Raw genomic sequence first — 21991 nt, 5'->3', positions numbered from 1 at the left:
GCTCACCCCTTCAGCCCGCTCGTGGCGATGCCGCGGATGAAGTACCGCTGGCCGAACAGGAAGATCACCAGGATCGGCAGCACGGACAGCGCCGCCCCTGTCATGATCATGGCGTACTCGGTCTCGAACTGCCCCACGAACGAGCGCAGGCCGAGCTGCACCGTCCACAGCTCGTTGCTGGTCAGGTAGATGAACGGCCCCATGTAGTCGTTCCAGGTGCCGACGAACGTGAGCAGCGCCAGCGCGGCGAGCGCGGGCCTGGACAGGGGCAACATGACGCGCCACCAGATGCCGTACTCGCTGAGCCCGTCGATGCGCGCCGCCTCGCACAGCTCGTCGGGGATCGACATGTAGTACTGACGCATCAGGAACACGCCGAACGCCCCGAACGCCTGCAGCAGGATGATCGACCAGTAGGTGTCGGTCAGCTCGGCCCGCTGCATCATGATGTACTGCGGCACCATGTACGCCTGCCACGGCACGGCGATCGTGCCGATGTAGGCCAGGAACAACGCGTCCCGCCCGGGGAAGCGCACCTTGGCGAACCCGTAGGCGGCGAAGCTCCCGGTGAGCACCTGCAGGAACGTGACGGCGGCGGCGAGCAGCGCCGAGTTCCCGAGGTAGGTCAGCATGGGCACGCGTTCCCAGATCTCGGTGAAGTTCGACCAGCGGAACTCCCGGGGGATCCACTCGATCGGGACGGTGAGGACCTGGTTGTCGCGTTTGAGGGACGCCGACACCATCCACCCGAAGGGCAGGAGCACCAGCAGCGTCACCGCGGTGAGGCCCGCGTACGCCAGCGCCGTGCGCAGCGGCCCCCGCCGCGGGCCCGTCACGGCCGGCGGCTCGGCGGGCGTCGCCACGGGCGCGTCCCTGAGCAGGGTCATGTCGCGTACCTCCGCTCGTTGACCCGGAACTGGAGCACGGTCACGGTCAGCACGATGACGAACAGCACGAGCGCGATCGCCGATGAGTACCCGAAGTGTCCCTCGACGATGCCCTCCCGGTACACGAGCTGCGACAACACCAGCGTGCTGCGGCCCGGCCCGCCGCCGGTCATGACCACGATGAGGTCCAGCACCTTGAAGCTCTGGATCGTCAGCATGACCAGCACGAAGAACGTCGTGGGCCGCAGGCACGGCAGGGTGATGCTCCAGAACCGGTGCCAGGCGTTCGCGCCGTCCACCTTGGCGGCCTCGTGGTACTCCGCCGGGATCGCCTGCAACCCGGCGAGGAACAGCACCATGTAGTACCCCATGTCCCGCCACACGCTGGTGACGATGACGGCGGGCATCGCCCAGGCCGTGCTGGACGTCCACCGGGGCGGCTCGTCGACGCCGAGGGCGCCGAGCAGTTGGTTGACCGGCCCGGCCGTCGGGTGGAACAGCAGGTTCCACACGATGGCGACCGCGACCAGCGAGGCGATGTACGGCAGGAAGGCGGCGGTGCGGAAGAACCGCGCGCCGCGGATCTTGCTGTTCAGCACGAGTGCCAGCCCGAGCGCGGCGGCCAGCGTCAGCGGGATGTGCCCGGCGGCGTAGTACAGGGTGTTGACCAGCGCGACCCGCATGTTCTCGTCGCCGAGCAGCCGCGCGAAGTTCTCAAGGCCCACCCATTCGGGGGTGTTGTAGGAGTCCCAGTCCATGAACGCCAGCACGAGCGCCGCCAGCATCGGCACCAGCGTGAACAGGGCGAAGCCGATGAAGTTCGGCAGGATGAAGCTCCAGCCGACCAGGACGTCCCGGCGGGCCCGCCGCCGGGGCGCCGGGGGCGGGGCCTGCGGCGGTGCGGGCGCGTCCGCGGCCTCCTCGGTGAGTGCTCGCGTCATGGCGGTCCCCGCTCTAGTTCAGGACCTCGCTCTTGACCCGGTCGCTCATCGATTTGAGGCCGTCGGCCACCGACTTGTCGCCGACCATGATGAGCTCGTGCTCCTCGGCGAGGATGGTGTCGACGTCGGAGCTCTTCTCGTCCACCGGCATCTCCAGCTCCACCTTGTCCGGCGCGAACGCCTTCTTGGACAGCGGGTCGGCCGGCATGCCCTTCTGGGCGAAGTAGAGGTCGGTGATCTCCGGGGTCTGCAGCGCCGGCACGACCCCCACGCCGGCGACGGCCTCGGCGCCCGCCTTGCTCGCGGCGAACGCCACGAACTTCTTCGCGGCCTCGGCGTGCTCGGACCTCTTGTTGACGGCGAACGCGGTCGGCGCGCCGAACGTGGTGACGCCGGTGGCGCCGGGCCGCTGCGGCATCGGGGCGAGGCCCCACTCCACGTCGCTCGCGCCCTCGCGGTTGGCCTTCAGGATGCCGGAGACGTACCACGTGCCCATCGGCATCATCGCGGTCGCGCCGCTCTCGAACGTCGAGCGGTAGTCGGCCTGCTGCGCGGTGGCGGTGCCGAAGTCCATGGCCGCGCCGGACTTCTGCAGGTCAAGGCCCAACGTGTACTGGTCGGTCATGAAGCCGTAGTCGCCGCTGAGCTGGTCGCCGCCGGTCTGCGCCGCCGCGATCGCCTGCACCACCGAGCGCCAGGTGTGGTGGTAAGTACCGTAGACCTTCTTGGTGCCCTCGCCCTTGGTGAGCTTCTTGGCCAGCGCGGCGTACGCGTCCCAGGTGAGGGCGTCAGGAGGCGCCACACCGGCCTCCTCGAAGTACTTCTTGTTGTAGTAGAGCAGCCAGAAGTCCTGCCGGAACGGCATGGCGAAGTAGGTGCCGCCGACGTCGTAGGCGTCCAGGCCCGCCAGGTTCGAGGTGTCCGCCGACTTGATCACGGGGGTGATGTCGAGCAGTTGCCCTCGGCTGGAGTGGCGCGCGTAGTCGGTGAGGGTCTTGAGCGTGATCACGTCGCTGCGGTCGCCGCCCGCGAGCATCGTGGTGACCTTGTCCGGGTAGTCGTCGGCGAGGATGTCCACCGGCTTGATCTTGATGTCGGGGTTGGCCTTCTCGAAGGCCGTGAACAGGGCGTTGAACTCGGGGGTCTTGGCGAGGCTCCATGCCGTGACGGTCAGGGTGACCGGCCCGCCGCCCTCCGGGCTGTCGCCGGAGCCGCCGCACGCCGCGAGGCCCAGCACGAGCGCGGCCACCGCGCCCAGGCATGTCATCGCCCGTCCCGGGAAGGTCGCTGTGGTCATCGTCCGGTCTCCTCTCCGCGGGGCTCAGGCGCCTGTCGCGAATTCGGCGGGGGTCACGGCGGCGCGCGGCGGCCGTCCGGTCAGGTAGCGGTCGAGCTCGTCGAGCGCGCTCTCGCTCAGCCGCCGGGCCTCGGCGCCCCGGGACCCGGCGATGTGGGGGGTGATCATCACGTTGGGCAGGTCGTACAGCACCGAGCCCGCGGGCAGCGGCTCGGGATCGGTGACGTCGAGGATCGCGTAGAGCCGCCCGGCGGCGCACTCGCGTTCCAGGGCGGCGGTGTCGAGCACGGCGCCGCGCGCGGTGTTGATGACGGTCACGCCGTCACGCAGCGCCGCCAGCTCGTTCGCGCCGATGAGGTGGCGGGTGGACGGCAGTTCGGGGACGTGCAGCGTGAGCACGTCGCAGCGGCGCAGCAGCTCGGGCAGCGGCACCAGGCGTGCGCCCGCCGCGGCCACCTCGGCGTGCGCGGCGAACGGGTCGGTGACGAGGACGCTCAGCTCCAGGTCCCGCAGCCGTTCCACGACGCGGCGCCCCACCCGCGAGTAGCCGACGACGCCGATCGTGCGGCCCCGGTTGGACAGGTCGCCGCGGCGGCCGACGTACGACCAGTCGTCGCGGTGCTCGCGCGCGTCCTGCGCGAGGAACGGCGCCTTCTTGCCGGCGAAGATCACGGCGGCGAGGGTGAACTCCGCCACCGGGACGGCGTTCTCGTCGGCGGCGTTGGTGACGAGGATGCCGCGACGCCAGACCTCGTCGGTGACGAACGAGCGCACCGTGCCCGCGCAGTGGAAGATCGCCCGCAGCCGCGGCGCGTCGGCGAGCCGTTCGCCGGTCAGCGGCGGGCAGCCCCACGACGTCAGCAGCACCTCGACCTCACGCAGCCGGCGCCGCGCGTCCGCGGTGTCGAGGTCGGCGGTGCTGACCGGTTCCGCGAGCTCGGCGAGGTCACGCAGCCGCCGCAGTTGCGGCAGGTGGAACTGGGTGCGGAAGCTTCCGGTGTCCATGACCAGCAGGGCCTGCGGACGTCGTCGATCGGTCACCTGACCCCCTCACGCGGGTAGCGCCGGCCAGTGCGCCCGATCATTTCCGGTCATTACAATCATGTCAAGACTAAGTAAAAGCGCATAACGTATCATCCTGATCGTTATTGATCGCGGCGATCGGGAGGACGCATGGGCTTACCGGACGACCGACACCTCTCCCCCCACACCGGCTGGACCCGCGACCACTGGGCGTCCCTCGCCGACAACCTGCTGACGACCGCACGCCGCTACGCCTCCCCGTCGCACGCCCGCGTCGCATTCCCCGGCCCGCCGGGCGGCTACGGCGCCGACGTGGACGGGCTCGAGGGCTTCGCCCGCACGTTCCTCGCCGCGGGGTTCCGCGTCGCGGGCGAGGGTGGCCGCGACCCGCTCGGGCTGATGGAGTGGTACGCCGAGGGCATCGCCGCGGGCACCGACCCGCACTCGCCCGAACGCTGGGTGCGGCAGGAGGAGCACGGCCAGGCGAAGGTCGAGGCCGCGTCCATCGCCCTGGTGCTGCACCTGACCCGGCCCTGGTTGTGGGACCGCCTCGACGCTGGCGTGCGGGAACGGGTCGTGGACTACCTGGCGGGCGCGATCGGCGCCGAGTACCCGCCGATCAACTGGGTGTGGTTCCAGATCGTGGTCGAGCAGTTCCTCGCCTCCGTGGGCGGGCCGTACTCGCGGCAGGACATCGACGCGAAGCTGGAGCTCTCCGACGGCTTCGCGCGGCGGGACGGCTGGTACTCCGACGGCGCGGAACGCTCCTACGACCACTACGCCGGGTGGGCGCTGCAGTTCTACCCGCTGCTCTGGACCGAGATGGCGGCGGGCGACCCGCGGGCTCAGGCGCGGCGGCCGGACTACCTGCGGCGGCTCACGCGGTACCTCCAGGACGCGCTGCACCTGGTCGGCGCGGACGGCTCCCCGCTGATGCAGGGACGCAGCCTCACCTACCGCTTCGCCGCCGCCACGCAGTTCTGGCTCGGCGCCCGGTACGAGGTGCCGGGCGTCTCCCCCGGGCTGCTGCGCCGCGCCGCGTCCGGGATCGCCCGCCACTTCACCGACCGCGGGGCGCCGGACGGCGACGGCGTGCTGACCCTCGGGTGGCACCACGCGTGGCGGCCCATCGCCCAGACGTACTCCGGCCCCGGCTCGCCGTACTGGGCCTCGAAGGGGCTGTTCGGGCTGGCGCTGCCCGCGGACCACCCGGTGTGGACCGCGGTGGAGGAGCCGCTGCCGGTGGAACTGGGTGACTTCCACCGCGTCGTCGTGGCCCCCGGGTGGCTGGTCAGCGGCACCCGCGCCGACGGCGTCGTGCGTGTGGTCAACCACGGCACCGACCACGCGCTGCCCGGCGCGCACCTGACCGACGCGCCGCTGTACGCCCGCCTCGGCTACTCCACCGCCACCTTCCCGGTCGTCGCGGGCGAGCACGCGGGCCGTCCCCTGGACCAGTCGGTGGTGCTCCTCGGGCCCGGCGGCGAGCCGAGCCACCGGACCGGCTTCACGGTGCTGGGCACCGGCACCCTGCACTCCGGCACGCCGGTCGGGGCGTCCCGCTGGCGGGCCCACTGGGTGACGCGGGTGAAGGAGGGGCCGGACCACGGGCACGCACGCGCGGGCACGGTGCGCCTCGGCCCGTGGATCACGGTGGTCTCCGCCGTCCGCGGCCCCTGGGAGGCCCGTTTCTTCCGCGTGGACCCGGCGGACGGCGCGGAGTGCGGCCCGCTGCGCGCCGGCGGCTGGCCCGTGCCCGCCGGGGACGAGCACCGGACGGTCCACTCGCGCGTCGTCGCGGGACCGGGTCTTGAGACGTCCGGGGTGGAACGGGCACCGGACTGCACACCGCTCGGGCCGTGGACGGACGTGCCCTGGTGCGCCACCCCCGGGGACGCGGAGCCGGGCCGGTGGTACACGGCGCTGGTGCACCTCGGCCGGGCCGCGCCGGACGGCACGCCGGCCGTCACGTGGGGCGGCCAGGTCCGCGCCAGGGTGGCCTGGCCGGACGGCACCGAGGACGTCGTGGAGCTGCCGTCAGCCTGACCGGGCGGGCGGCACCGACGACGACGTGCGCACGATCAGGCGGGGGGCGATGACCACGCGGTGCGCGGCCCGCTGCCGGTCCCGGTCGGCGAGGCGCGCGGCGAGCAGCTCGAAGGCCGCGCGGCCGACGGAGTCCTTGGGCGGGCGCACGGCGGTCAGCGGCGGGTCGCACAACTCGGCCACCTCGTCGTCGTAGGCCACCACGCTCAGGTCGCCGGGCACCCGCAGGCCCCGCGCCTGGCACCGCTCCACCAGGGCGATCGCCTCACGGTCGGAGTGGATCAGCAGGGCGGTGGTGCCGGAGGCCAGGCACGCGTCGAGCACCTCGTCGAGCGCCTCGGGCAGCGACGGGTGCCCGTGGTCCACCGTGTCCGCGTCGGGCGCGCCGGCCAGGCCGAGCTCCTCGCACGCCTGCCGCCACCCGCGCCGCACGTGCGGGGTGGTCGGACTCTCGGCGCAGGTGACCACACCCACCCGCCGGTGCCCGAGCGTGGCGAGGTGGCGCACCGCCATGGCCGCGCCGAGCGTGTGATCGCTCACCACCGACTCCATGGCCTCGCGGTACGGCCCCACGGTGGCGGCACGTTCCAGCAGCACCACCGGCACGGCCGCGGACCGCAGCCACCGCACCAGCGCCTCGCCCTCCTCACCCGTGGTGGTGGGCGCCACCAGCAGGCCGTCCACCGCCATCGACTCGACCAGCCACGCGAGCTGACGCCGCTCGTCGTCCGCCTGGTAGGTGGCGCCGCGCAACACGACCCGCGCGGACGACGGCCCGGCGGCGGCCCGCACGCCCCGGATGACATCCGGCCAGTAGTAGGTGAGCGACGGCACCACCATGCCGACGCTGAGAGCACGGTCGCCGGTGTCCGGCGGCGCGGCGTCGTCGTCCACGCCGGGCTCGTGCAGCACGGCGCCGCCGCGCACCCGGCGGATCACGCCTTGGGAAGCCAACAGCGCGATGTCCCGCCTGATCGTGATGACCGAGACGTCCAGCTCGGCGGCGAGGTCGTTGACACGGACCACGCCGCGCCGCCGCAGCAGGTCGACCACTTGCGCGCGGCGCTCGTACGGCAGCGGGCCGGGCGGGTCGGACACCGTCATGAGCAGGCCTCCACCCAGCCATCGTACCGATCGGAACTGATCGGAACCGACCGGTCCGGCGTTCAACGGCCTGCTCGGCCGGGTCGCCTGCCCGCCATGCGGCACCCGCTTCCCCACGTGTTACCGCTCCCACACCTGTGCCGCGAGAGTCACAGCGCCACCGGAGCCAGACAAGCTCGCTGACGTCCGACGGGTTCATCAGTCAGGTACGCCGCGCGACCGGCCATCCCGGACATACCAGACATTCAGCCGAGGCTTTGGTCAGTAAATGCCGGTTTTTAGAGTGCTATGCGTGTCTTGGGAGTTTATCGGGTATTTACCCCAATAAGGGAATTGAATGCTTTTCGTACACCCGCCCGGCCGGCAATCATCCGCATGATCTCGCAAGCGAGCTGCAAGTATCCGGCGGTACACATCTTTTATGGCAATCGACTCCGCAAGCATGCATTTACCGGGCCAAGATCGCCTTCAATCGAAGTTCTTCCGAATTCTCACGAACGCGGAACGCGGGCCACGGAAAGCCCGTTGTACAGCACGAAAAGAATCGGCCAAAAGCCGATGGAGGGCCCCCGGATGCCGCTCTCGGCGCGTCTTCGGGGCGCATACCGCGAGGAAAGAGTGGTGACAGGTGCAGAACTCACGGAATCCCGGGATGCCCCCGGTGTGGTGGCGACCGGCCAAACAGTACAGGGCCGCCCGCGCCGGACGGCGGGATGGACGTCTCGGGGTTCCCTATGACCACTTCACCATGGGAAACCAGGACGGGGATTCCCGGCAGTGGACGAGATTCATCCGCGGGCTGGCGCACGAGAGCGAATGCCGGCGTGCCCGCATCATGAAGGCTTTCATCCGCAGCAGCAAGAAGGAACAGGGGGCGCTGCTCCTGGCGGCCGGCAAGGTCAACGACCTGGCCCGCCGGCTGGAGGCTCTCGACTCCCCCGGCACGGGTCCGGGAACCGGGCGCAGGTTCCCGCTGACGGCGGAGGACGTCATCACCGCCCGCCACGAGAAGTCGTCCGGCACGCAACGGCGGGCCATGGATCAAGAGCTCGCCGCCGCGCGACAGGAGATGACCGGCAAGCTCGCCGTCTACGAGACCGCCATCAGCAGGATGCGCACCGAGATGTACGAGGTGACCGGGTGGTCCAACCGCATGGTCGCGCGCTACCACGAGGCGCTGGACCGCGCGTACCTCGTCCGCAGGCGCAGACGGGGTCGCGTCGACACCCGGCTGCCGGTCTGGACGCCCGCCGAGATCGAACCCCAGGGCACCGAGGAGCGGCTGGTGCTGTCCGGGGACCATCTCTCCCTGCTCTCGCCGAAGATCCGGAGCGTCGTGGAGGAGGCCCTGCGCCACCTCGCCGCCGTACCACCGCCACGGGAGCAGGACTCCCCGGCGCCGGGTGAAGGAGAAGCGGCCTGATGCGCGCACCGGTCGCCGGCGTGCTCGTCACGTGCCTCGCGCTCGCCGCCGGCGGATGCTCGGCACCCGTGGCCGCGCCGGTCCGCAGTTGCGGCATCGTCGTGGACTCGACCTCCTTCAGCGGCCACACCGACGTCCCCGGGAAGATCCAGAAAGAGGTGCCGAAGTTCCTCGCCACGTGCGACCGGGTGGCCTTCGGCGTCATCAGCGGCGTCGTGGGCAGCTCCGACTGCCGGGAACAGCCGATGGAACTCGTCGCCGGACCACGGGACAACCCGCAGGACAACCCGAACAAGGCGCAGCAGATCAACCTGCTGCGCCGCGGCGCCGCTGTCGCCACCATGAACCGTCTGCTGGAGTGCGCGCTCGCCGAGAAAGACACCAGGACCGGGTCCGACATCATCGGCGCCCTGTCCGAGATCGCCCGGCAGACGGCACCGTTCGACAACGCGGCGAAGGTCCTCGTGATCAGCGACATGGCGCAGAACACCAAGGAGCTGAACCTCTACAAGGCGAAGATCGACACTCCGGACCGGCGGCAGGCCATCGTCACAGACCTTGAGCGGACCAATCGCCTCCCGCGGCTGCACGGGACGCACATCCTGATCATCGGCTTCGGCATCAAGGTCACGAAGAAGGTCGAGCGCCACCAGCAGCTCAGGGATTTCTGGAACCTGGTCTTCGAGAAGGCCGGCGCACGGCCGGCGACCTACGTCTGAGACGAGGAGGGCCCGTTGGGCCAGAACCAGCGCCGCGCCTTCTGGTGGCGGCTGATGTCCTACCTGGACACCGGGGACTTCGAAGCCCGGGAGATGGAGATGGACATGGAGGACGACCCCTACGGAGGGCCGACTCCGAAGGAACCTCCGTCGCCCGCCGAGATCAAGGCGCTCCGCGAGGAGGCGAGCAAGAACGGTGTGCGCGACGGCAAGTCCGGCATGTACGACGAGTGGAGCCTGTCCACGGGCAGCCGCCCGCCCTACCTGGCGACGCTGGAAGCACGGCGCCTTGAGGCCATGGCGCACGAGCGGGTCCGCCAGATGCGCGACATGGAACGTCTCGAAAGACGTGTCGCGGTCACCGAGTCCGACCTCAAGAAGCACCAGGAGCGGGCCAGGCGCACCACGGACGAGATCGACCGGCTGCGCACGCAGGAAGAGGACATCCAGCGTGTTCTCAGCGGCGAGCAGGTCACCTCCGACGGTGTGCCGGAGGGCGCCGGCCACGCGGGCCGGCGGTGGGCTGAACCCACGCGCACGCTCCGGCGGCGTGTGGTCGGCGGGGTGGCGCGCTTCGCCATGCTGGCCCTCCTCGTGGCCGTGGAACTGCCCATCCAGTACGCGACGTTCCTGTACCTGGGCGAGAACCCCGTGATGACGTGGGCCTTCGTGATCGGCACCGCGGGGGCGATGCTCATAGCGCCACACCTGGCCGGCGGATGGACCAAGCGCATGACCATCGAGGGCTGGCGCTCGCCGTTGCTGCCGAGCATGCTGATCGCCCTCGCCGGCTGGGGCACGGGGGTGTGGCTGCTGGCCGTCCTGCGCACGGCCGTGCTGTTCGTGCCCACCGTCGACTCCATCACCCTCCAGCAGGTGGCGTCGACGGTTGACGCGCTCGGCCTCGGCCGCGTCCCGGTGACCCTGCTGTTCACCGGTCTCATGACGATCAGCGGGGTCGTGGCCTTCACCTTTGGCTATCTCGGCGAGAACCCGTACGCCACGAAGCTCGCCGACCTCCAGCGCGAGCGCAGGAAACTGGAGCGTTCGCTGGCGAGCCTCGAAGGCCGCAGGAAGCGCGACGAGTACACGCTCAGCCTCACGGGGAAGAGGATCACGCGGCACGAGGAGCGCTGGCAGGCGTACATCGACGCCACCAGCACGCCCTACCGGGTCTGCGAGGCGCTGTACCTGAACGCCGTCGCCGACACGATGCGCAACCCCGCGTTCACCGAGTCGGCGAGCCAATGGCTGCGCCACCAGGAGGAGAAGCCGAAACAGCCTGCCTAGCCATCCTCCCGCCTCGGACAAGCATCACTTGGAGCGCCCCGTGGACAGTGTCCGTGTGTGCCTCGCCGGCCTCGGGTTCGGACTCTTCGTCGCCGGCTGCCTCAACCTGCCCGTCAAGATCGCCGGTATCGTCGAGATGGACCCCGTGCCCTCACCCCAGGTACGTATCGGCATGCTGGTCATCGGCGGCGGCACCGTCCTGCTCGCCGTGCTCCTCCCGTCCCGCCGCCGGCGGCGCCGGGGCCTGCGCTACCTCTGCGGTGTGCTGTTCGCCGGCATGCTGGCCACCTTCGGCGTCGTCATCGGCGGAACCCTGGCTTATCCCTTCGTCGCCCGGCAGATCGCCCTGCTGGCCCAGGAGGGCCACTGGACGGGGCACCTCGATTACCCAGATGTCGGCACGCACGAGATCGACCTGTACATCCAGCCCGGGGCCTCGGAGATCACGGGTTCCGGCCGCCTCGTCGTCCATCGCCAGAACGGCCATGAGTGCGTCTTCCTCCTCACGGACTCCAGAATCCGGCCCGGACGCGCCCTGTCGATGAACATCGGCGAAGAGAGCGACACGGCCTGCCGCACCAACGACGGCGCCGAACTGCACATCCAGGTTGTGGGTTCTTCCCACCACGAACTTCGTCTGAAGGTGATAGATCCCCGCAAAAGAGTTATCGCCGCCGGGAAGGCGGTCCAGGTCTCGACTGATCTCATGGGGAAGACACCGCTATGAGGGAAGTTGTGCTACAGACTGGTGTCCATCCGAGAGTGGGTCTTCGGCGGGGGACGGTGGGACGCCTGTGGGCGGCGGGTCGTTGCGTGCAGGGGACCCGCGGCGGGTGGGGAGCTTCCAGATCGTCTCCCGGCTGGGGGAAGGTGAGCGAGCCGCCGTACATCGCCAGTGAGTTCGTCGACGGGCCCACCCTGCAGCATGTGATCGAGACGCGGGGGCCGCGGCACGGGGCGGGGCTGCACCGGCTGGCCATCACGACGATCAGGGCGCTCGCGGCGATCCACCGGGCGGGGGTGGTGCACCGGGACTTCAAGCCGGGGAACGTGCTGATCGGGGTGGACAGGCCTCGGGTCATCGACTTCGGGATCGCGCGGCTGACCGGGGCGTCGGCCACGACCGGAGGAGCGGCCGGGTCGCCCGCGTACATGGCGCCCGAGCACTTCACCGGTGAACGCATCGGGCCGAAAGCAGACGTGTTCGCCTGGGGCTCGACCATCACGTACGCGGCGACGTCGCGGTGGGCGGCGGCGCGGCGGTGCTGGCGTACGCCGCCTCCCGGGGACGGGAGCCGTCGCCGTCCGCCACGCCTCTGGCGCACCGGAGCAGCGCGAGCGCGTCGCCGTCCGCGGCGCCGCCTCCCGGGGACGCGATCGAGCTGGCCGCCGCCATCGACACCGCCGTGACCGCACGGCCCGTCGCGAGTTTCACCTTCACGGGCGTCTTCGCCGAGAGCAGTGCGTCCGCCCACGCGTCCGGACGGCTGGTCCACGGCGGCGAAGGCTCCAGCCGCACCGGCTACGACATGCGCCTGCGCGGCGGCGGCATGAGCGCCGAGGAGCGGGTGGTCGTGCTCGGCACCACCGGCTACGCGCTGGACCACGGGAGGAAGAAGTTCGACCTGTACCCCTCCCCCGGTGACAAGGAACGCCCTCCCTACGCCGACGCCGCGTCGATGGTGGTCGCCACCGGCTCCGTGCTCACCGTCCTGGAACTCATCGCCTCAAGCCGCGGCGTACGGCGCTCCGGCCGCACGTACTCGGCGAGCATCGCGATGAGCTCCGCGGGAGGCGACCTGCACCAGCTCTTCACCTCGTGGCTGGAAGCCGTCGACAAGACCTACCTCTCCTACACCGTCACCATCGACGAGTCCGACCTCCCGTCCATGTTCCGGCTCACCTGGAAGGTCCCCGTCGCGGGCACCGGCTTCTACGAGTCGACGTTCACCACGACGTACGCCCGCTGGCACCAGGGCGGACCCATCCCCGATCCGGGACGCCCGGCCCAGGGAGCGAGGATCGTCAGGGGATGATGGCGTCCACGTAGCCGCCGTCCACGCGGAGAGCGCCGCCGGTGGTGGCGGAGGAGTGGTCGGAGGCCAGGTAGACGACCATGTTGGCGATCTCTTCGGGTTCTATCAGGCGTTGCAGGAGGGAGAGGGGGCGGTGTTCGCGCATGAAGAGGCGCTGGGCCTCGTCCCAGGGGAGGCCGGGGTCGACGAGTTGGTAGACGTAGGTCTCCACGCCGCCGGTGTGGGTGGGGCCGGCGAGGACGGCGTTGACCGTGACGCCGGTGCCTGCGGCCTCTTTGGCGAAGCCTCTGTTGACGGCCAGGAGGGCGGTCTTGGAGGTGCCGTAGTGGATCATCTCGGCGGGGGTGACCACGGCCGAGTCGCTGGCGATGTACAGGACGCGGCCCCAGCCGCGGCGGACCATGCCGGGCAGGTACGCGCGGGTGAGGCGGACCGCGGACAGCACGTTGACCTCGAAGTAGCGTCGCCACTCGGCGTCGGTGATCTCCAGGGCGGGGCGGGCCTCGAAGATGCCGAGGTTGTTGACGAGGATGTTCACGTCCGGCAGCAGGTCCAGCGCGCGGGCCGCGCCCTCCTCGGTGGCGAGGTCGGCGGGGACGGGCACGAAGTCGCCGTCCGGGACCTGCTCGGCGAGCCGGGTGACGGCCTCCTCGACGCCCGCCTCGCTCCGCCCGTTGACCGCCACCCGGGCGCCCGAGCGGGCCAGCCCCGCGGCGATGGCGGCCCCGATGCCCTGGGTGGACCCGCTGACCAGCGCGGTCCGTCCGGCCAGATTCAGATGCATCACATGCTCCCCGTATCGGTGTCTGCGCGGTCCCCCTACCCGTTTTCCCGGAAATGGGCAGCCGGTTTCGGGGTAGGGGAGGCGGGTGAGCGAGCTTCGGCACAGTAATCCCGCCGAACCGGGGATCGTCCGGCGGCGCAAGGGCCGCGGGTTCCGGTACTTCTACTCGGACGGGCGGCCGGTGCGCGACCGGGCCACGCTGGCGAGGATCAAGGCGCTGGTGCTGCCGCCCGCGTGGTCGGAGGTGTGGATCTGCCGGTCGGCGGACGGCCACATCCAGGCCGTGGGCACGGACACGGCGGGGCGGCGGCAGTACCGCTACCACGACGTGTGGCGTGCCGAGCAGGACAAGATCAAGTTCGACCGGGTGGCGCGGATGGCGGAGAGGCTGCCGAAGTTCCGCGACCGGGTGGCCGACCACCTGACGCAGCGCGGCATGACCCGGGAACGGGTGCTCGCGGCGGCGGCCCGCATGCTGGACAGCGGGTTCTTCCGGGTCGGCGGGGAGTCGTACGAGTCGTTCGGCCTCGCCACCCTGCGCCGGGAGCACGTCACCTGCTCACGCGGCCGGGTGTTGTGCTCGTACCCCGCCAAGGGGGGCAAACCACGTGAGGTGGAGATCACCGACCCGGAGGTGTGCAAGGTCGTCACCGCGCTGCGGCGCGCGGAGGACGAGCCGGGGGAACTGCTGCGCTACAAGGCCGACGGCCGGTGGGTGGACGTGCGCAGCGAGGACATCAACGAGTACCTGCGCGACACGCTGGACTTCGAAGCGACGGCCAAGGACTTCCGCACCTGGCACGCCACCGTGCTCGCCGCCGTCGGCCTCGCCGTGTCGGTCCGCGCCCGCTCGGCGCGTGCCCGCGCCAAGGCGGTCACCCGGGTGATCCGCGAGGTCGCCGACTACCTGGGCAACACCCCCGCCGTGGCCCGCGCGTCCTACGTCGACCCCCGCGTCATCGCGGCGTACGAGAAGGGCCGCACCATAGACCGGGCCCTCACCAAACTGGGCTCCGACACCGGCGACGGCCGCCTCGCCACCCACGGCCCCGTGGAACGCGCCGTCCTGACCCTGCTGCGCACGACCGACTACCCCCTCTGACCTCGGTCGCGGAACTGTCGGTGGCGCGTGGGAACGTGGCTGCCATGGCGCAACCCCTGAAAGAGCTGATCAACGCCGCGTCGGCAGGGCTTCTCGCCGACGGGCTCACCGCCGCGTGGCCGGCGTTCCCGCGGGAACGCTTCGTGCGGGAGGCCGGGGCCGGGCTGGACGGGCTGGAGCTCAAGGATCGGGTGCGCCATGTCGCCAAGGTGCTCGGCGCCGTCCTGCCGCCGCGTTTCCCCGAGGCCGCGGCGATCGTGCGCGAGAGCGCGGGGCTGGTGCGGCTGGACATGTGGAGCGGGTGGCCCGCCACCGAGTACGTCGGCGCGAACGGGCTCGGCCACCTCGACGACGCCATGCGCACCCTGGCCGTGCTCACCCCGCACGCCACCGGGGAGTTCGCGGTCCGCCCCTACCTCGACCACCACCGTGAGGACGCGCTGCGCGTCATGCGCGGCTGGGCCGGCTCCGGCGACGAGCATCTGCGGCGGCTCGCCTCCGAGGGCTCGCGGCCCCGGCTGCCGTGGGGGGCCCGGGTGCGGTGGCTGATGGAGCCCGGCCCCACGGTGCCGATCCTCGACCGCCTGCGCGACGACCCGAGCGAGTACGTCCGCAGGTCCGTCGCCAACCACGTGAACGACATCGCCAAGGACCACCCCGAGTTCGCGGTCCGCACCCTGGCCCGCTGGCGCGCCGAGGGTGGCTCCCACGTGGAGGCCGTGCTGCGCCACGCCGTCCGCGGCCTGCTGCGCTCCGGCCACCCCGGTGCCCTCACCCTCGTCGGCGCCGCCCCCGGCGAGGGTTCGGTCGAGACCGTGTCCCTGGCCGCCGACCAGGTCGAGGTGGGCGGCCACCTCCGCTTCACCGCCACCGTCGCCGCCGCGTCCCCCGGCCCCCTGGTCCTCCGCTACGCGGTCCGCCGCGACGGCTCCCGCCGCGTCTTCCACCTCGGCCAACGCACCGCGACCACCCCAGGCCAGACCTTCACGCTGACCAAGTCCCACTCCTTCAGGCCGGTCACCACCAGGACCGAACCCCCAGGCCCCCGCCTCCTGGAGATCATCGTCAACGGCACCCCACGGGCGACCGTCCCGTTCACCCTGAACGAGGCCACGACCGGCTGATCCTCCGCGTTCACCCGGCACCCGGCACCCGGCACCAGGACGGCATCCGGGCCCGCCGGTGGTCCGCGTCGTGACCCCGTGGACCTGACCCCGCCGGTTGGCCCCCGCTCCCGCCGGCGTCCCGCCTGTAGGACGCCGGCGGGAGCGGGGAATTCTCAGACGGCGACGCGGAGCGGGGCGAGGGCCCTGCTCCAGGCGACGACCTGGTCAAGGGTGGTGGCGAGGGCGTCGAGGTGGTGGCCGGCGGGCTTGAAGACGCTGTAGTTCTCGAAGTCGGTGTGCAGCGACAGGGCCACCTGGGAGCGCACGTCGGCCATCATCAGCTCACCGACGATCAGGCGCAGGTGCTCCACGGCACGGGTGCCGCCGACGGCGCCGTAGCTGACGAAGCCGACGGCCTTGTTGTTCCACTCGCGGAACAGGTAGTCGATGGCGTTCTTCAGCGCGCCGGAGGTGGAGTGGTTGTACTCCGGGGTCACCATCACGAAACCGTCGAACGAGTCGATCTTGGCGGCCCACTCCAGGGTGTGCGGCTGGGTGTACTGGCCGAACGACGGCGGGTACGCCTCGTCGAGGTGCGGCAGCTTGTAGTCCTGGAGGTCGACGAGCTCGAACTCCGCGTCGGTCCGCTGCCGGGCGACGTCGTACACCCAGCGGGCGACGGCCTCTCCGTTACGCCCGGGGCGGGTGCTGCCAAGAATGATCCCGATCCTGGTCATCGGTGGTGCTTCTTTCGCTAGTGAGAACTTGCTTCGTCAAGCAACATAGCATCCTTTCTTCGTCAAGCAACTACACTGGTCCTATGTCCGCTGTCACAGAACAGCCCGTCATCCCCCTGACCGCCGACGAAGAAGCCCTGCTCAGGGCACTGCGCCAGGTGATGTTCGGCCTGCCGCGCGCCCTGGACGCCGACCTGGTCCGCGAGCAGCGCATCACCCTCACCGAGTACACGACCCTCATGCACCTGTCCGAGGCCCCGCACCGCATGATGCGCATGAGCGAACTGGCCACCGCCAACGAACTCTCCCTGAGCGGCATGACCCGCCTGGTCACCCGCATGGAGGAACGCGGCTACATCCAGCGCACCAAGTGCCCCGAGGACGCCCGCGGCTGGAACGCCGTCCTCACCGACGCGGGCCTCGCCCGCCTGGAGGAAGCCTGGCCCACCCACCTCCGCAGCGTACGCAAACACGTCTTCGGCCACTTCGAAGGCTTCGACCTCGCCCGCCTCGCCGCGGCCCTGAGCGCGGTCGCCCGATGACATTCGCGCGGTCCTGTCCCGCCTGTACCGCGACGGCGCCCTGCGCGTCGTCTTCTCCCTCAACCACCAGGACGTGAAAGAGATCATTCGCTCACGGTCGTAGGCAGGTGGGCCGGTACGGCAGGTCAGGGATCAGCGCATCCCAGTCCCGTTCGGACAGTCCGCCGCCCGCGCGGGCGCATACGGCCGGCAGCAGGCGGCCGGGGCTCACGGGTACGGTCCGCGCCGTCCCTCGCGCGTCGACCGCGGACACGGTGCGGCCCCCGTCGTCGAAGGTCACCGCGAGCACGGCGCCGGTGAATCCGGTCACGGGTTCCCCGACGGGCCGGTGGGTGCGGGTGTCCCACAGACGCACGGTGGCATCCGCGCCGGCGGTGGCCAGCAGTTTCCCGTCCGGGGAGAACGCGGCGGCGACGGCCGTGTCCTCATGCCCGGCCAGTGGCGGATACACCGGCAAGCGGGTGGCGGGGTCCCAGAGCCATACCCGCGCGTCGACCTCGGCGGCGATCTGGTTCTCGCAGCTACAGTCGTTCTCCCCGCGCACGGCCAGCCGCGCCCCGTCACGGCTGAACGCCAACGGCTCGCTGCTCGCCTCTTGCTGGAACGGCAGACTCGTGTCACCCGCAGCGGGCCGCCACAGCCGGGTGGACGAAGGGTGACCGAGCGCGAGTACCTTACCGTCCGGGCTCCACACCATGGTCGTGATGACCACGTCGCTGGTCATCGTCCTTTTCTCCCGGTGGGAGACCACGTCCCACAGTCTCACCCTGTTGTCGGACATGGAGATCGCGAGGGTACCGGCGTCCACGGGATTGAAGGCGAGCGCGAGCAGCTCGACCGGATACTCGCCCTCCACGGGCACTTCGATCACATCTCGGACCCGCGCCGTCGCGACGTCGATCAGAGCGACCGCTGTGTCGGACCGTGGGACGGCGAGAGTGCGTCCGTCGGGGCTGAAGGCCATCGCGGGAACGACGACGTTGGTCCTGTCCAGACTCCGCCACTCGGTCTCCCACGGCCCGGGGACCGTACCGAGACGGCGGCCCACGCGATGGTCCCAGAACGTGACCGCGCCCGCGGTCATCGTGGCGAGCACCGCGCCGTCCGCGCTGTACCGCGCGCCCACGCTCGGGGCCTCCCCGCCGAGAACGGGTGGGCTCGTGAGCGCCGCCACGTCCACGACGCGCACGGTACCGTTCGTGTCTCCCATCATCAGCACACGGTCACCGGGGCCGAAAGCGAGGCTGATCGGTTCGAAGCCGGGATAGGAGAATCTCGCGAGAACCTCCAAGGTGACCGGGTCGCGCAGTTGGACGGAGAAACCGTCCGCGGTGGCCAGCACGGCGCCGTTGCCACTGAACACGGCCAGTTCCATGGCGTAGGCCTCTCCCTCGCCGCCGACGGGAGCGGTCCGCGGATCCGCGGGCCGCCGCGCGTCCAGCACCAGCACGCCGTCCTGCGCGGCGGCGAGAGCCACCCGGCGACCGTCGGCGCTGAGTGTCATGTCGCGCAGCACCAGTCCGCGGCGCGCGGCGCCCCTCCCGCCGGCGCCGAGACGGGCGACTCGTTCCCGCCGCGGCCAGAGACGCCACAACTCGACGTATCCGTCATCGGTGTACACGGCGGCGAGGTCACCCCGCGGGCTCACGTCGGCCCTGCCACCCGTAGGCATGCCCGCGACGGGTGTGAAGTCCGGTCCCGGCAGCACTCGCTCCTCGATTCCGGTGTCGGCGATCCGCGACCTGCCGTCATCGGCGAACCGGGGCAGCCGTCCAGGGAGGTCGTCGGTGCGGCGCCCGGTACGAGTGTCCCAGACGGTGTAGCGGCCCATCGTGTCCAGGAACCCGAGCAGGACCGTCCGCCCGTCCGTGCCCGGCACCGCGGACACCACCTGATCGGCCGGGACGCCGGCGAGCGTGGCGAGACGGCGACCGCCCGCCTCGTACAGGTGGGTGCCTTCCTGGTTCATCACCGTCATTACCCGCATGTCGGCGCTGTACGTGACCCGGCCACCGGGCGGCCTGGACACCGATAGCTCCGGCTGGGTCAGGGAACCGAACAGTGCCGAGTCGGTCTCCGCGCTCGCGGAGATGGAATGGGCGGCGACGCTCAGCCGCATCGCGGTGACCGGGTCGGATCTGCGTAGCTCGGTCGCGCGGGTGGCGACGTTCTTGGCCAAGGCCGTGTCGCGCTCGGCGTCGGCTCTGCGGCGGGCCGTCTCGGCGAGGGCGCCGAGGCCGAGGGTGAGGGCGAGCAGTACGGCGAGCGTGGCGATCACCTGGCCGCGGATACGGGCGCGACGGCGGGTGGCGAGCACGTCGGTGTCGCGGGCGCGCAGGCCCGCCTGGTGGAACTCGTGGGCGAGCGGGCTCAGCTCGCGCCCGGCGGTGTCGCGGACCCATGCGGCGGCGGCCTCCAGGCGGGGACCCCGGTCCAGCATGGCCGGGTGACGGCCCTCGCGGTCCCAGGCCGTGGCGGCGTCCTCCAGGCGTTGACGGACGAGCAGGCCGGCGCGGCCGGCGTCGATCCAGGCGCGCAGGCGCGGCCAGTGGCGCAGCAGGGCTTCGTGGGCGATCTCGGCGGTGCCGGTGCCCGCGGTCACCAGGCGGGAGTCCACGAACGCGGCGAGCACCTTGGCGGCGTGCCCCTCCTCGCCGTCCGGCAGGACCTCGGCCAGAGGGACCCGGCGGCGGGTGTCCTCGGTGCCGTCACCGAGGCGGACCATGCGGAGCAACACCCGGCGTGCCATGTCCTCGCCGTCCGGGCCGAGGCGGGTCAGGGTGTCGTCGGCAGTCTTGGCCAGGGCGCGGCTCAGGCCGCCGGTGGCGCGGTAGGCGGCGAGCGTGAGCACGGCGCCCTCGCGGTGCCGCCAGGTGGCGAGCAGCACGTGGGACAGCAGCGGGAGCGTACCGCCGGAATCCGCGCCGATGTCGTCAAGCAGCAGGTCGGCGAGCCCGTCCTGCAAGGTCAGGCCACTGAGCGCCGCGGGCCGCTCGATGACCTCCCGCAACTGTGCCACGGTCAGCGGCGGCACGACCTCAGGGCTCCGGAGCGCCTCCACCAGCGCCGGGTACCGCGCGCAGTGCCCGAAGAAGTCCGCCCGCAGCCCGAGCACCACGGTGACAGCCGTGCCCGCGTCCGAGGCGGCGCAGAGGGCGGTCAGGGCGCGGATGTACACACCTCTCTGCCTCTCGTCCTCGCAGACGGTGAACAGCTCCTCGAACTGGTCCACCAGCACGACGAGCCCCTCCGCGCCCGAGCCGCGCAACGCATCGGCGAGACCCTCAGCGGGGGAGCCGCCCTCGTCCAGGCGGGCGCGCAGCCGTGTCTCGTCGCCGCGCACGACGCCGGCGAGACGGTGGGCGAGAGCGCCGACCGGGTCGGTGCCCGGGGTGAGCACGACGCAGAGCGGGCGGGGGCCTGGTGCGCGGGACAGCGCGGGCAGCAGGCCAGCGCGCAGGACCGAGGATTTGCCCGAGCCGGACGGGCCGGTGACCACCACCGGGACGTCCGGCGACGCCGTGATACGGGAGAGCAACGTGGCGGTGAGCTCGTCGCGGCCGAAGAAGAACCGGGCGTCCTGTGGGCCGTAGGACGTGAGGCCACGGTACGGGCTGTCGCCGGTGTCCGCCGGGCCGGGTAGCGGCGGGGCGGCGGGCGGGTGGTAGGCGGCGTTGGCGGCGAGCACCTGGTGGTCCCCGAGGTCGGCGGCCTGCCGCCGGGGGCGGGGGAAGCCCTTGGCGGGCAGGGTGCGGGCCAGCGAGCGGTAGACCGCGTCCAGGGTCAGCTCGGGAGGGCCCGCCGGGTCGCCGTCCCTCAGCAGGGTGATCAGTTCACCGGTGAAGGCCGTGTGCGGGTGGCCGGACGGGGCCCAGGCGGGGCCGTCCCGCCCGGCCGAGGCCAGCAGGTAGGCGCCCGCCCAGCGCGTGCTGTCGAACGCGTCGTCGGCGGCGCTGCCGGTGACGCCGCCGGCCCGGCCCGCGAAGCAGCAGTCCAGGACCACCAGCACCAGCGGGGCCCGGCAACGCTGGGAAAGGGTCTCACGGACGTCCGAGTACGGCAGCGCCTGGTACCGGGCGCCGCCCGCGCCGAGGTCACGGGTGGCACGGGTGGCGAGGTGCAGCTCGTTGCCCGGGCCGGCCAGGCCGTGGCCGATGTAGTAGAAGACCATGACGTCGGTGGCCTGCCGCGCCGTGTCGTTCAGCGCCTGGGACAGGTCACCAGGACCGGCCGGGTCGAGCAGGGTGGTGAGCCCGCCGGGGTCGAGTTCGGCTCGACTGGTCAGGGCGTCGCCGAGGTCCGTGAGCGTGCGCGGGACCGCGTCCACCGGAGGCAGCCGCGACCCGGGGGCGGTCCGGCTGGAGCCCGCGAGGAGCACCCGGGCTCCGGCCGAGGCCAAGAGCGGGCCGGTCACCATCGGGCCTCCTTCCGGGCTCAACCGGTGGTGTCCTCGCCGGAGGTCAAAGACTTCTCTGCGACCTGTGCGACCCTCTTGGTGAGGTCGGCCAGCGCGGGCGCGTCGAGGGACTTCACGCCGGTGGCGGTGAGCTCGAACTCGTCGTCGCCGCGTCTGAGCCTTACCGTGATCTCGGCGGGGCGGGTCTTCAGCCAGGCGATGACGACGCCGGCGAGGGTCGCGACGGCGCCGCCGGAGCCCAGGGCGACGTGCAGGCCGTCCAGGACCGGGCCGAGGGCGCCGGGAGGCGGGGGGCGTTCGCGGAGAGAGGCCTGGCCGCGTAGCTCGGGTTCGCCGGTCAGCCACATGTACAGGTCGCGCAGATCGTCGGCGGGGCCGTCCGTCGTGATGAGCATGTCCATTACGTCACACCCCGCGCGCCGTGGACCATCGGGACGATTTCCAGTATTCCGCCGGACGGCACGCCGTGGCGATGATTCAGTGCAACGACTCCGTCACGCTCAGGCACTTTGTGGAGCTATGAGGCGTTCGTTGGCT

19 protein-coding genes are annotated in these 21991 nt (G+C 71.4%); 10 read left to right on the top strand and 9 right to left on the bottom strand.

Annotated elements, in window-relative coordinates:
• Positions 1–2 precede the first annotated feature (2 nt).
• The 4 genes from ABGB17_RS16945 to ABGB17_RS16930 are packed head-to-tail and all read right to left on the bottom strand — an operon-like array spanning position 3 to position 4166.
• Complete coding sequence (locus ABGB17_RS16945) at positions 3–887, bottom strand: carbohydrate ABC transporter permease (RefSeq protein WP_347630453.1); 885 nt, start codon at positions 885–887, stop codon at positions 3–5.
• Positions 884–1828 (bottom strand): sugar ABC transporter permease, encoded by a 945-nt coding sequence (locus tag ABGB17_RS16940; RefSeq protein ID WP_347630451.1) that lies wholly within the window; start codon positions 1826–1828, stop codon positions 884–886. The genes ABGB17_RS16945 and ABGB17_RS16940 overlap by 4 nt, the downstream gene beginning before the upstream one ends.
• A gap of 13 nt (positions 1829–1841) precedes the next feature.
• On the bottom strand, positions 1842–3125 hold the full coding sequence (locus tag ABGB17_RS16935; RefSeq protein WP_347630449.1) for an extracellular solute-binding protein: 1284 nt from the start codon (positions 3123–3125) through the stop codon (positions 1842–1844).
• A 24-nt stretch (positions 3126–3149) separates the two neighbouring features.
• A complete protein-coding gene (locus ABGB17_RS16930; protein WP_347630446.1) occupies positions 3150–4166 on the bottom strand; it encodes a hydroxyacid dehydrogenase in 1017 nt (338 codons plus the stop codon).
• A 132-nt stretch (positions 4167–4298) separates the two neighbouring features.
• Here ABGB17_RS16930 and ABGB17_RS16925 point away from each other — a divergent pair, with 132 nt between their 5' ends.
• Positions 4299–6194, top strand: coding sequence for a DUF2264 domain-containing protein (locus tag ABGB17_RS16925; RefSeq protein ID WP_347630444.1), 1896 nt, complete (start codon positions 4299–4301; stop codon positions 6192–6194).
• On the opposite strand, the gene ABGB17_RS16920 is transcribed toward ABGB17_RS16925, so the two are convergent.
• Positions 6186–7298 carry a substrate-binding domain-containing protein gene (locus ABGB17_RS16920; RefSeq protein ID WP_347630442.1) on the bottom strand — a complete coding sequence of 371 codons (1113 nt, stop codon included), beginning with the start codon at positions 7296–7298 and terminating at the stop codon, positions 6186–6188. The two genes, ABGB17_RS16925 and ABGB17_RS16920, sit on opposite strands and share 9 nt — an antisense overlap.
• Before the next feature lie 835 nt (positions 7299–8133).
• Here ABGB17_RS16920 and ABGB17_RS16915 point away from each other — a divergent pair.
• The 6 genes from ABGB17_RS16915 to ABGB17_RS16890 all read left to right on the top strand — a co-directional run bounded on the left by ABGB17_RS16915 (position 8134) and on the right by ABGB17_RS16890 (position 12766).
• Positions 8134–8721: a hypothetical protein gene (locus tag ABGB17_RS16915; protein WP_347630440.1), complete on the top strand. Its 588-nt coding sequence runs from the start codon at positions 8134–8136 to the stop codon at positions 8719–8721.
• Complete coding sequence (locus ABGB17_RS16910) at positions 8721–9440, top strand: hypothetical protein (RefSeq protein ID WP_347630438.1); 720 nt, start codon at positions 8721–8723, stop codon at positions 9438–9440. The genes ABGB17_RS16915 and ABGB17_RS16910 overlap by 1 nt, the downstream gene beginning before the upstream one ends.
• Before the next feature lie 15 nt (positions 9441–9455).
• On the top strand, positions 9456–10730 hold the full coding sequence (locus ABGB17_RS16905) for a hypothetical protein (protein WP_347630436.1): 1275 nt from the start codon (positions 9456–9458) through the stop codon (positions 10728–10730).
• A 55-nt stretch (positions 10731–10785) separates the two neighbouring features.
• On the top strand, positions 10786–11457 hold the full coding sequence (locus tag ABGB17_RS16900) for a hypothetical protein (protein WP_347630434.1): 672 nt from the start codon (positions 10786–10788) through the stop codon (positions 11455–11457).
• A 143-nt stretch (positions 11458–11600) separates the two neighbouring features.
• Positions 11601–12140, top strand: coding sequence for a protein kinase (locus tag ABGB17_RS16895; RefSeq protein WP_347630432.1), 540 nt, complete (start codon positions 11601–11603; stop codon positions 12138–12140).
• A complete protein-coding gene (locus ABGB17_RS16890; RefSeq protein WP_347630430.1) occupies positions 12137–12766 on the top strand; it encodes a hypothetical protein in 630 nt (209 codons plus the stop codon). The genes ABGB17_RS16895 and ABGB17_RS16890 overlap by 4 nt, the downstream gene beginning before the upstream one ends.
• Here the strand turns inward: ABGB17_RS16890 and ABGB17_RS16885 are convergent.
• Positions 12756–13550 (bottom strand): SDR family oxidoreductase, encoded by a 795-nt coding sequence (locus ABGB17_RS16885; RefSeq protein WP_347630428.1) that lies wholly within the window; start codon positions 13548–13550, stop codon positions 12756–12758. The genes ABGB17_RS16890 and ABGB17_RS16885 overlap by 11 nt on opposite strands.
• A gap of 85 nt (positions 13551–13635) precedes the next feature.
• On the opposite strand from ABGB17_RS16885, the gene ABGB17_RS16880 reads away from it, so the two are divergent.
• Together ABGB17_RS16880 and ABGB17_RS16875 are read left to right on the top strand one after the other, a co-directional pair.
• Positions 13636–14652 carry a DNA topoisomerase IB gene (locus tag ABGB17_RS16880; RefSeq protein WP_347630426.1) on the top strand — a complete coding sequence of 339 codons (1017 nt, stop codon included), beginning with the start codon at positions 13636–13638 and terminating at the stop codon, positions 14650–14652.
• A gap of 44 nt (positions 14653–14696) precedes the next feature.
• Positions 14697–15776: a DNA alkylation repair protein gene (locus tag ABGB17_RS16875; protein ID WP_347630424.1), complete on the top strand. Its 1080-nt coding sequence runs from the start codon at positions 14697–14699 to the stop codon at positions 15774–15776.
• A gap of 155 nt (positions 15777–15931) precedes the next feature.
• Here ABGB17_RS16875 and ABGB17_RS16870 read toward each other — a convergent pair whose 3' ends face one another.
• Positions 15932–16495: an NAD(P)H-dependent oxidoreductase gene (locus tag ABGB17_RS16870; protein ID WP_347630422.1), complete on the bottom strand. Its 564-nt coding sequence runs from the start codon at positions 16493–16495 to the stop codon at positions 15932–15934.
• Between the two features lie 83 nt (positions 16496–16578).
• Here ABGB17_RS16870 and ABGB17_RS16865 point away from each other — a divergent pair, with 83 nt between their 5' ends.
• Positions 16579–17037 carry a MarR family transcriptional regulator gene (locus ABGB17_RS16865; RefSeq protein WP_347630420.1) on the top strand — a complete coding sequence of 153 codons (459 nt, stop codon included), beginning with the start codon at positions 16579–16581 and terminating at the stop codon, positions 17035–17037.
• Between the two features lie 91 nt (positions 17038–17128).
• On the opposite strand, the gene ABGB17_RS16860 is transcribed toward ABGB17_RS16865, so the two are convergent.
• Both ABGB17_RS16860 and ABGB17_RS16855 read right to left on the bottom strand, forming a co-directional pair.
• On the bottom strand, positions 17129–21454 hold the full coding sequence (locus ABGB17_RS16860) for a caspase family protein (protein ID WP_347630418.1): 4326 nt from the start codon (positions 21452–21454) through the stop codon (positions 17129–17131).
• A gap of 17 nt (positions 21455–21471) precedes the next feature.
• Positions 21472–21855 carry a hypothetical protein gene (locus tag ABGB17_RS16855; protein ID WP_347630415.1) on the bottom strand — a complete coding sequence of 128 codons (384 nt, stop codon included), beginning with the start codon at positions 21853–21855 and terminating at the stop codon, positions 21472–21474.
• Positions 21856–21991: the final 136 nt, after the last annotated feature.

This window comes from Sphaerisporangium sp. B11E5 (assembly GCF_039871875.1).
Taxonomy (GTDB): domain Bacteria; phylum Actinomycetota; class Actinomycetes; order Streptosporangiales; family Streptosporangiaceae; genus Sphaerisporangium.
Note: the sequence above shows the minus strand (reverse complement) of the source record. Positions and strands in the feature narration are given on the sequence as shown.

Coding starts and splice junctions, on each gene's coding strand:
- ABGB17_RS16865 (WP_347630420.1), top strand. CDS start 16,579: ATGTCCGCTGTCACAGAACAGCCCGTCATCCCCCTGACCGCCGACGAA.
- ABGB17_RS16925 (WP_347630444.1), top strand. CDS start 4,299: ATGGGCTTACCGGACGACCGACACCTCTCCCCCCACACCGGCTGGACC.
- ABGB17_RS16910 (WP_347630438.1), top strand. CDS start 8,721: ATGCGCGCACCGGTCGCCGGCGTGCTCGTCACGTGCCTCGCGCTCGCC.
- ABGB17_RS16940 (WP_347630451.1), bottom strand. CDS start 1,828: ATGACGCGAGCACTCACCGAGGAGGCCGCGGACGCGCCCGCACCGCCG.
- ABGB17_RS16915 (WP_347630440.1), top strand. CDS start 8,134: ATGAAGGCTTTCATCCGCAGCAGCAAGAAGGAACAGGGGGCGCTGCTC.
- ABGB17_RS16855 (WP_347630415.1), bottom strand. CDS start 21,855: ATGGACATGCTCATCACGACGGACGGCCCCGCCGACGATCTGCGCGAC.
- ABGB17_RS16935 (WP_347630449.1), bottom strand. CDS start 3,125: ATGACCACAGCGACCTTCCCGGGACGGGCGATGACATGCCTGGGCGCG.
- ABGB17_RS16870 (WP_347630422.1), bottom strand. CDS start 16,495: ATGACCAGGATCGGGATCATTCTTGGCAGCACCCGCCCCGGGCGTAAC.
- ABGB17_RS16945 (WP_347630453.1), bottom strand. CDS start 887: ATGACCCTGCTCAGGGACGCGCCCGTGGCGACGCCCGCCGAGCCGCCG.
- ABGB17_RS16860 (WP_347630418.1), bottom strand. CDS start 21,454: ATGGTGACCGGCCCGCTCTTGGCCTCGGCCGGAGCCCGGGTGCTCCTC.
- ABGB17_RS16885 (WP_347630428.1), bottom strand. CDS start 13,550: ATGCATCTGAATCTGGCCGGACGGACCGCGCTGGTCAGCGGGTCCACC.
- ABGB17_RS16875 (WP_347630424.1), top strand. CDS start 14,697: ATGGCGCAACCCCTGAAAGAGCTGATCAACGCCGCGTCGGCAGGGCTT.
- ABGB17_RS16920 (WP_347630442.1), bottom strand. CDS start 7,298: ATGACGGTGTCCGACCCGCCCGGCCCGCTGCCGTACGAGCGCCGCGCG.